At 65.5% G+C, this 9036-nt stretch carries 7 protein-coding genes and 1 pseudogene; 4 read left to right on the forward strand and 4 right to left on the reverse strand.

The features are described from left to right. Positions 1-59: 59 nt before the first annotated feature. Both BG457_RS07775 and BG457_RS07780 read left to right on the forward strand, forming a co-directional pair. Entirely contained in the window at positions 60-1127 is a 1068-nt protein-coding gene (locus BG457_RS07775) for an efflux RND transporter periplasmic adaptor subunit (protein ID WP_071796463.1), read from the forward strand. Further along, a complete protein-coding gene (locus BG457_RS07780) occupies positions 1127-4258 on the forward strand; it encodes an efflux RND transporter permease subunit (RefSeq protein WP_071796464.1) in 3132 nt (1043 codons plus the stop codon). Before BG457_RS07775 ends, BG457_RS07780 begins: the two co-directional genes overlap by 1 nt. On the opposite strand, the gene BG457_RS07785 is transcribed toward BG457_RS07780, so the two are convergent. The 4 genes from BG457_RS07785 to BG457_RS07800 form a co-directional block, all read right to left on the reverse strand. Beyond that, a complete protein-coding gene (locus BG457_RS07785; protein ID WP_071796465.1) occupies positions 4242-5051 on the reverse strand; it encodes a CPBP family intramembrane glutamic endopeptidase in 810 nt (269 codons plus the stop codon). The two genes, BG457_RS07780 and BG457_RS07785, sit on opposite strands and share 17 nt — an antisense overlap. A gap of 37 nt (positions 5052-5088) precedes the next feature. After that, on the reverse strand, positions 5089-5946 hold the full coding sequence (locus BG457_RS07790; RefSeq protein WP_175546764.1) for a carbohydrate kinase family protein: 858 nt from the start codon (positions 5944-5946) through the stop codon (positions 5089-5091). A gap of 195 nt (positions 5947-6141) precedes the next feature. Beyond that, positions 6142-7122, reverse strand: coding sequence for an alpha/beta hydrolase (locus BG457_RS07795; RefSeq protein WP_071796467.1), 981 nt, complete (start codon positions 7120-7122; stop codon positions 6142-6144). A 50-nt stretch (positions 7123-7172) separates the two neighbouring features. Beyond that, positions 7173-8228: a serine hydrolase domain-containing protein gene (locus BG457_RS07800; RefSeq protein WP_071796468.1), complete on the reverse strand. Its 1056-nt coding sequence runs from the start codon at positions 8226-8228 to the stop codon at positions 7173-7175. 168 nt (positions 8229-8396) lie between these two features. Here BG457_RS07800 and BG457_RS20720 point away from each other — a divergent pair. Then, positions 8397-8534: pseudogene (locus BG457_RS20720) on the forward strand (hypothetical protein); the annotation flags it as partial. Positions 8535-8591: 57 nt separating this feature from the next. After that, positions 8592-9036, forward strand: a 445-nt coding sequence (locus tag BG457_RS19950; protein WP_245770957.1) for a transposase, incomplete at its 3' end; no start/stop codon positions are given.

Consider the following 9036-nt stretch of genomic DNA (forward strand, 5'->3'; position numbering starts at 1 on the left):
AAGGACGTATGTCCGTTTTATGTTGATTCGTCTTCCCTGACGACCTACCCGGAGCCTCCATGATGAAACCCTACATCCTGCTGACAGCAGGCGTCGCAATCCTGTCTGTGGGCACGCTCGCCCTGACCTGGTCCGAAGACGCCGCCCTAGCCGCTGTCCCTGCCGACCCGCCGCCTGCGGAAGATGCCGCCTTCACGGTCACAGCGCTTGCGTCGGTTTCAACCGAGATCCGCCGCTCCATCCTTGCCACCGGACGAACGCACCCGGCACGCCAGATCGGCCTGCGCACCGAGTATGGCGGGCGCATCGTCGGACCGGCCCTTCCGGTCGGAACCCCGATCGTCGCGGGAGACCCCGTCTGCATGCTGGATCCCGGCACACTGCCCCTGCGCCTGTCCGAGGCCGATGCGCGACTGGCCGAAGCGCGCGCCGCGCTGGAAACCGCCGAGGCCCTCGTTGCGCGCGGCCATGCCCCGGACGGCAGCCTGCGCGAACGTCGCGCCCTTCTGCAGGCAGCCGAGGCGCGGCTGGCCGAATTGCAGCGCGAGGACGCCCAGCGCCGGATCATCGCCCCCTTCGACGGTGTTCTGACCGAAGAAACGCCCGAGGCGGGCAGCGTGCTGGCACCCATGGCGTCCTGCGCAACACTGGTGGCGCTGGACCGGCTGCACGTCACGCTCTACCTGCCCGAGGCTGAGCTATCCTCACTCGACACCGATGCCCCGCTGATGGCCGTGACCACCTCGGGACGTGAACTGTCGGCAACCCGCCACACCATCGCCCCCGAGGCCGATCCGCGGACCGGCATGGTCGCGGTGACGGTCCGGCTGGAGAATGACGACCGGTCCCTGCGTGCAGGCGAGATGCTGTCCGTCCGGTTCCAGACCACAGCCCGCCCCGCCCATCATATTCCGCGCTCGGCCCTTCTCCTGTCGGAAGACGGCAGTCTGGGGGTGCGCCTGCTCGACGGGGACCGCAGCCGCTTCGCCCCGGCGGTGATCGTCGTCGAGGACGCAGCAGGTCTATGGGTCTCGGGCCTGCCCGAGACGGCACGAATCGTCACCTCCGGTCAGCACTTCCTGACCGACACCACCCCCATCGCCGCCCTTTTGACGGAGCGCCTGTAATGTCCGCCCCCGCCACCCTCATCGCGCTCGCCTTCGCACGTCGCCGGATGACCCTCGCACTCATGGTGCTCGTGCTGATCGCCGGAGCCATGGCCTATGCCAGCCTGCCAAAGCAGGGCCAGCCAGATCTGGACATTCCGGCACTCTTCGTCACGACCACCCTGCCCGGCGCATCGCCCGAGGAGGCCGACGCGCTGCTGGTGCAACCCATTGAGGCGCGGTTGCGGGGAACCCCCGGCTTGAGCCGCATGACATCTACCGCCAGCCCAGGCGCGGGCCGGATCGTGCTGGAGTTTCGCGACGGCTGGGATCGCTCAGCCACGCTGGCCGATCTTCGCGACCGCGCAGCTCGGGCACAGTCTGACCTTCCAGTCGAGGCCAGCCAGATCGCTATCGAGGCGATCAACCTGTCGGAACTGCCAGTGCTGATGGTGGGCCTTTCCGGCGATATGGCTGAGGATGCGCTGCGCGCGCTTGCGCGCGACCTGCAGACTCGGCTAGAGACGCTGCCCGAGGTGCAAACTGTCCGTCCCATCGGCCTGCGCGACCGCGCATTCGATGTGATCGTTGCGCCCGAAGCGCTGGCCGCGCGGGGCCTGACGCTCGCCGAGATCGCGCCGCGTGTCACCGGCGCCTTGCAGGCGCAACCCCTGGGGAACCTTGAGGCCGCGCACGGCACCGCGGCGCTTCGCCTGCAGGATGATCCGGCCATTGCCATGCTTGAAGCCCTGCCCATCCGCACCGAAGGCACCGCCGCGCTGCGTCTAGGCGACGTGGCCGAGTTGCGGCAGGGGCTGGCCGACCCCGTCCTCAAGGTCTGGCAGAACGATGCCCCAGCAATCCTGCTGGAAATCGTCAAGACCCCCGGCGCCGATGCAGGCCGCACTGCGCGCGCCGTACGCGCGGCCCTCGCCGAGGCCCGCGCGGGCTGGCCAGCCGACATCCAGGCACTCGTAAGGGTGGACACCGGCATGGACGACAGCGCGCGCACCGCCGAGACGGTGGCGCAGCTCGAAGGCGCGGTGGCGACGGCGGTTGCGCTGGTTCTGGCGGTGGTGCTGCTGGCACTGGGGCTCAGGGCCGCGGCTCTGGTCGGCCTCGCGGTCCCGGCGTCGTTCCTGATGGCCTTCGCGGGCTTTGGGCTGGCAGGGATCGCGATTACCAACATGGTGATGTTCGGTCTGATCCTCGCCGTCGGGATGCTGGTCGACAGCGCCATCGTGGTGACCGAGGAGGCCGAGACGCGCATGGTAGCGGGGGAAGCGCCGGACGCGGCCTTTGCCAATGCTTCCGCGCGGCTGTTCTGGCCAGTAACGGCTGCAACCGCGACAACGCTTTGCGTCTTTCTGCCGATGCTGTTCTGGCCGGGCGTTACGGGGGCCTTCATGTCGGGCCTGCCGATCACGCTGATCTTCGTTCTGTGCGCCAGCCTGATTGCGGCGCTGGTGTTCTTGCCAGTGCTGGGCGGACTTGTGGCAGGCGAACGGCGCAGGCACCGCATCAGCAAGACGCCCGGAGCCTATGCCCGCTTCATTCGTGGACTGATCGCCCGCCCCCTGCCCGCGCTGGGAACGGCGGCCGGGATCGGGGCCGCGGTTGTCGCCGTGTTCCTGTTCTACGGCCAGCACAACCACGGAACCGAGTTCTTCACCGAGGTCGAGCCGGAACGCATCGTGGTCCATGTCCGCGCGCGCGGCGACCTTGCGCTGGAGGAACGCGCCACGATGGTCGAAGCCGTCGCCGCACGGCTTCAATCGGTCGAAGGGATTGGCCAGGTCTTCGCCTTCGCCGGCACAGGCGGGCTGACGACGCTGGACGGCGCGCCGCGCGACGGGATCGGGCGGCTGCATATCGAACTCGCGCCCTGGGGCAACCGTCCAGCAGGACGGGAGGTGGTGCAGGCCATCGAGTCGGCAGCAGCGGGCGTCCCCGGCGTGATCGTAGAGGTCGTGGCCGAGGATGGCGGGCCGGGTGCCGGAAAACCCGTGCATCTGCGCCTGCACGCCGAGGACCGGCAGGCGCTCGAGACCGCCGCCCGGATCGTGGCTACGCGGATGGCGGGCGATGCCCGGCTGCGCGATCTCGACGACACACTGCCCCTGCCGGGGATCGACTGGGCGATCACCCTTGATGCCGAGGTGCTGGCCCGCACCGGCGCTGACCGTGCCGCAGTCGCGGGCATGGTCCGGCTGGCCGCGGGCGGCGTGGTCCTGCACCGCATCCGCCTTCAAGGCGAGGACCGCGAGACCGCGATCCGCCTGCGCCTGCCGTCTGACCATCGCAGCTTTGACGCGCTGCGCACACTGCCGGTGGCCACACCTGCAGGCACTCTCCCGCTTGCCGCGTTGGCACGGATCGAGCCTGTTGCCGCACAAGGGCCGGTGCTGCGCATCGACGGCCGCCGCGCGGCCGAGCTGCGCGCGGGCCTGGCTCCGGGCGAGAATGCCGCGCAGATCGTGGCGGACTACAGCGACTGGCTGTCCGGCGGCGCGACCCTTCCGCCTGGCGTGACCTGGGCCTGGGCGGGCGAACAGGAGGACCAGGACGAGAGCGCGCAGTTCCTGCTGGTTGCCTTCGCTGCCGCGCTGGGGCTGATGTTCCTGATCCTGCTGGCGCTCTTCAACTCGTTCTACAACTCAGTGCTGGTCCTGCTGGCAGTTGTGCTGTCAGTTGCGGGTGTACTCGCGGGAAAGCTGGTGATGGGGATCCCCTTCTCGATCCTCATGTCGGGCACCGGGGTTCTGGCGCTGGCCGGGCTGATCGTGAACCACAACATCGTGCTGATCGACGCCGTCCGCGAACGCGCCCGGACCATGCCCCCGATCGAGGCCATCGCCACCGCCGCCGCCAGCCGTCTGCGCCCGATCCTCCTGACGACAGCCACCACCGTCGCGGGCCTGCTGCCGATGATGCTGGGGCTGTCCTTCGACCTCGGCACCCTGTCGTTCAGCCTGAACGCCCCGGCCGCACTGATGTGGAAGCCGCTGGCGACTGCGATCGTGTTCGGGCTGGCCTTTGCAACACCGCTGACACTGATCCTGACACCGGCGCTTCTGGCGCTCAGGGTGCATGCCAGTTCAGCATGGGTACGGATTGCCGAGCGGCGCAACAGGATCATCGCTGCGGCATGACCTCCGTTGCGGCGTCCTGCCCTGAGAACATGCGCCTGCGGTCAACCCAGACCACAACCCCAGCAAGGACTATGAACAGGACCACATCCCATGGCTGCGCATCAGGCCAGATCGGAAGAACCAGTTGCCAATGAAACAGGATCGAGACAAGGATACTGCCCCCTGCTGCATTGAAAAAGCCGGTAACGATCACACTGACAGCCACCGCTCCGACCATGAAAGGCAAGATATCCCATTGGCTTTGGGGGGTTCCCCCAAGATAGAAGGCAGGCAAGTGCCAGATGGCCCAGACAACACCCAGCCAAAGACCCGCCCAGAAGGGCGTCATGCGCCGCTGCATCAGTGGTAATGCGTAGCCGCGCCAGCCGAATTCCTCGACCGGCCCAAGCACCAGCATGAAGGCCATAAGCCCGATCATCGCGGCCAAGCCCCGCGGTTCGGGTGGTGCGAGCGGCAGTCCACCAATCAGAGCACCCATATAGAAGATCAACGGCACGACAACCAGCATGACGCCATACCAGCCAATATGCGCCCGCCAGAGCGTCAGGCGAAACAGGAATGCTCTCATCCCTGTCCAACCGCCATGCCACAGGACCAGAATGAACGCCGCGATGGCTGGGGCGTAGACTGCAAGAATGAAAAGCGGATGACCCGCACTGAGTTCGCCCAGCACAGCTTCCAGAGCGTCCTGAAAGGCAATCAGGATCACAACGATGCCCCATGCAATGCCGAAGGTCAGTGCGAAGAAAACCCAGACAGACCGGATCGGCGGTTCGGTGTGGGATATGGCCATGTCGTTTTCTCCTTGGTCTTTGCAATATCTGGCAATGTCAGGCGGTGTGGCTTCCAAGGGCGGGATCGGCGATCGAACCCCTTGCCAGTTCCCGAATTCGCGCGCGTAGATCGGGTGGGACCAGATCGGTAGTTGAAAGCGTTGCCGCGGCCGCCAGAGCCGCGAACGACCCGGCCAGATCGGGGCCAGCGCCCATGCGTTCCGCGTGCCAAAGTGCGACGGAAAACACGTCACCCGCGCCATTTGCGTCTTTTACCAATGTTGAAACGGGCGGGACATCGGTTTTGGAGAAAGGGGAGTGGATGGTCGCTCCGTCTGCGCCACGCGTGACGATGACCTGACGCTTTCCTTGCGAAAGCCACGCGTTCGCCTGGACCGAGGGCGCAGAAAGCTGTTCGTCAGACACCTGAACGACATCGGCGCAGGCGATAAAGGGCGCGTGCCACGGTGAGATCCCGTCGTAATCATGAAGATCGACCAGAATTTCCGCGTCGCTTTCCCGAAGCAAGGGCAACAAGGGAAGAGAAGAAGCCGTGATCCCAAGAAAGATTGTCTGTGCGTCCAGAATTGGTGTGGTGATCGCCGTCATATCCACATCCGGGGCGGAACTGCCGTTTGACAGGAAGATCGAAATGCGCCGACCGTCGTGATCCATCAGGTTCAGGTGGCGCGCGGTTCCTGCCGGGTCCTTATCAGCAATCAGGGTGATCCCGCGGCTGTCGCATAGCGCGCGAATACGATCACCGGCATCGTCCTCCCCAAGGGTGGCATGAAGGACGGGACGATACCCCAAAGCAGCAAGCGCCATCGCTTTACCAAGGCCTGTTGACCCTGCGGCCTCGAACCATGTGCAATCTTGAATCGTTGCGGGGCGATCCCCTGGTAGCTCAGCCATCCGAACCATCAAATTCCAGCTAGCACCCCCAAGCACAATCACACGACATGGCGCTGGTTGATTTAAGAATTGATCCATTTCCCCAAGCAAATGCAAATACTCCGCTAGTCGGCCGAATGCCTATCGGCCCGTTAAACCAGCCTCTGCTCCATATAAAAAGACCCGCTATCTTTCAAAAAGTCGAGTGCCGGGCATTCAGTCAAGAAGAAAGGCCGCGACAGCGTCGATCAGGCGGGGATCGCCGAGGATATCGGTGTGCCCGGCGCCCGCCAGCACCGCAAAGCGACCTTCGGGAACCAGTGGGGCCATGGACGGTTCATAGGCATCGGCCCGGAACGTCCGGTCGGCGCTGCCCGCGACCAACAGGACCGGCGGCAGAGCGGCGACATCGGCCTGCCAGTCGCGCCGCGGGGCCAGAGCAAATTGCATCCGGTAACTGTAGTTTCGGGTGGCGAAGGGCGCGGCGGGTCCGGTCAGCAGGTCGGGAGGATAACGGAACTGCACAACTGTCAGGTGGTTCAGCGCGGTGATCCCAACCGCATTCAGCATGTAAAGACCCGCGATGCGGCGCGTCAGCACATGCGCCCAGCCGTCGCCCGCCATCGGTAGTGCGCTCGGCGCGTCGTGTTGCAGGAAGGGTGCGACCAGCACCGCGCGGTCGATGAGGCTGCGATGCGCACCGCCGGCGAAGCGGATCGCCAGCCCGCCGCCACCCGAATGACCCAGCAGCACCACTTCGCGCCCTGCCCAGCCCAGATGCGCGATCAGGTCGGCCAGATCATCCTCAAGCTGTCCGATGTGGTCCACGTCGCCACGACGAATTGGTGCAGGTCCGTGACCGCGCAGGTCGGGGGCGACCACCTGCGCGCCGGTGGTCTCGGCCAGCGCCGCGCCGATCCCGGCCATCCAGCCCCCGTGCCCGCCCGAGCCATGGAGTGCGACGATCACACGCTCTGCCTCGGGAACGCCCCAGGACAGGTAGCCAAGCGTCGCTCCATCCCTCGCAGTGAAGAGCGCGCGCGCGGCGAATGCGCCAGTCGTGTCCGTCGTCACAGCCCCGGCACCCGATCCGACCGGATCGACCTCGGGCCCCTGTGAGAGGATCAGGCCAAGGGCCATCGCACCCGCGACAAGCGGGGCGGTCAGCAGGAACAGGGCGAGGTGGCGCAGGATCATGGCCTAAGTTTATGGGCGCATGCGGCTTGGGGCCAGAAAAATCATCCCCCTCAATCCGTTGCGAATGCCCACGCGATGGCGCGGAAGGCCGCGACGCTCTCGTGGTCGTTGTCGTCGAAGTCCGGATCGGCGCTGGTCTTGACGATGACGACCTCGCGCACGGGGTCGATGTAGATGTATTGTCCCCAGACGCCGATGGCGAGGAAATCTCCCTGCGGGTCTTCGGGGATCCACCACTGGTAGCCATAGCCGAATGTCCAGCTGCTGGCGGGGTTCTCACCCGGTTGCAGGTGCGGCGCGGTCGGGTTGACCGAGGCCGCGACCCAGTCGGCCGGGACGATCTGCTGCCCGTCCCGCGCTCCGCCCTCCAGATACAGCCGGCCGAAGCGCGCATAATCGCGCAAGGTGGCGTTCAGGCAGCACAGCGCGAATTCGCGCCCCGTGCGGTCAGTGCTCCAGAAGGCATCGGCCTCGGCCCCCATCGGGCCCCACAGGCGGGTGGCCAGATAGTCGGCCAGTGGTATCCCCGTCGCCCCCTCCAGCACCAGCCCAAGCGCCATGCTGTCGGAACTGACATAATCGTTGAAAGTGCCGGGCGGGCGTACGGCTTGCAGACCGGCGATGGTCTCCTCGACCGGGACACCCATCGCCATGGCGCGGATGAACAGCATGTTGATGTCGGAAAACGGGTTGTCGTAATCCTCGTCAAAGGCCACGCCCGAGGACATGGTCAGCGCGTCCTCGATGGGGACGTAAGCGTAGCCCGACCCCACCAGCGCCGGAACATACTGGCCGATGGGGTCGCGGATGCTGGCGATGTGACCTTCCTCGACCGCGATGCCGATCAGCGCCGAGAGCACCGACTTGGCCATCGACCATGAGGTGAAGGGCGAGGTCTCGTCGGCGCCTAGACGATACTCCTCATGGGTGATCGCGCCGCGATGGACGACCAGCAGGCCCGTCGTGATCGTCCGGTCCAGAAAGGCGGCCAGATCGTGCTCGGTGCCGCTGAAGGCATAGGTCTCCGGCAGCGGGCGCGGATCGCGGCCGAACTCCCAGACCGGACCCGCACGCGGCACGTCGCGGGACGGGAACACCTGGTTCATGTCGCGGAAGTTCTCGATCCGGTTGGATTCGGCGAACAGGGTGATCCTGGTGTCGCTTTGCCCTTAATTGGGGTCATCCTCAATTTGTGTGTCACGGTCTGACCGAGCTTCACAGATTGAAAGGATAAGGCCGTGGTATCGAAGAAGCATTGGGCTCCAACCGCCAGCGTGGAGGTTGGTGAGGTCCGCCATTCTGCGACGGGTGCATGGGTCGTATCAGGCAGACTGGCTCCGAATGGCATCTGCCCAGAGTGCGGGACGTCCTCAAGACAACGACATGGTTGTCGGCGCCGGCGGATCGAGGATTTTCCTGCTCAGGGCCAAGCGGTTTGGATCGAGCTCAGAGTTTGTCGATGGCGATGTTTGAACTCGGATTGCCGCCGCCGCACGTTTTCCGATCGCGATGCGGCGGTGGCGACCCCTTATGCGCGCCGGACGTCTCGACAGGCGCAACTCTTAGGCCATATGGCGCACGCCGCTGGCGGCACCCCAGCTGAACGGCTCTTGCGGCGACTGGGTATCCGGGTCAGTGACGATACTATTCTCCGACAGTTGCTACGCGCAGCTCAAGTTGTTCCACCACGCGCACGGATCATCGGGATCGATGATTGGAGTTGGCGAAAGTCGCAGAACTACGGGACGATCATCATCGACCTCGAGCGTCGCGCCGTCATCGATGTTCTCGAAGATCGTGATGTCGTCACATGCACCGACTGGCTAAGGCGTCATCCTGAGGTGGAAGTCATAAGCCGGGATCGCTGCGGTCTCTACGCCCAAGCCGCCCGACAAGGAGCGCCGCAGGCGGAAC

The organism is Natronohydrobacter thiooxidans (assembly GCF_001884735.1).
Taxonomy (GTDB): Bacteria; Pseudomonadota; Alphaproteobacteria; order Rhodobacterales; family Rhodobacteraceae; genus Roseinatronobacter; species Roseinatronobacter thiooxidans_A.

Excerpts from the sequence above, each read along its gene's own strand:
- BG457_RS07775 (WP_071796463.1), top strand. The coding sequence starts at position 60 with ATGATGAAACCCTACATCCTGCTGACAGCAGGCGTCGCAATCCTGTCT.
- BG457_RS07780 (WP_071796464.1), top strand. The coding sequence starts at position 1,127 with ATGTCCGCCCCCGCCACCCTCATCGCGCTCGCCTTCGCACGTCGCCGG.
- BG457_RS07785 (WP_071796465.1), bottom strand. The coding sequence starts at position 5,051 with ATGGCCATATCCCACACCGAACCGCCGATCCGGTCTGTCTGGGTTTTC.
- BG457_RS07790 (WP_175546764.1), bottom strand. The coding sequence starts at position 5,946 with ATGGCTGAGCTACCAGGGGATCGCCCCGCAACGATTCAAGATTGCACA.
- BG457_RS07795 (WP_071796467.1), bottom strand. The coding sequence starts at position 7,122 with ATGATCCTGCGCCACCTCGCCCTGTTCCTGCTGACCGCCCCGCTTGTC.
- BG457_RS07800 (WP_071796468.1), bottom strand. The coding sequence starts at position 8,228 with ATGAACCAGGTGTTCCCGTCCCGCGACGTGCCGCGTGCGGGTCCGGTC.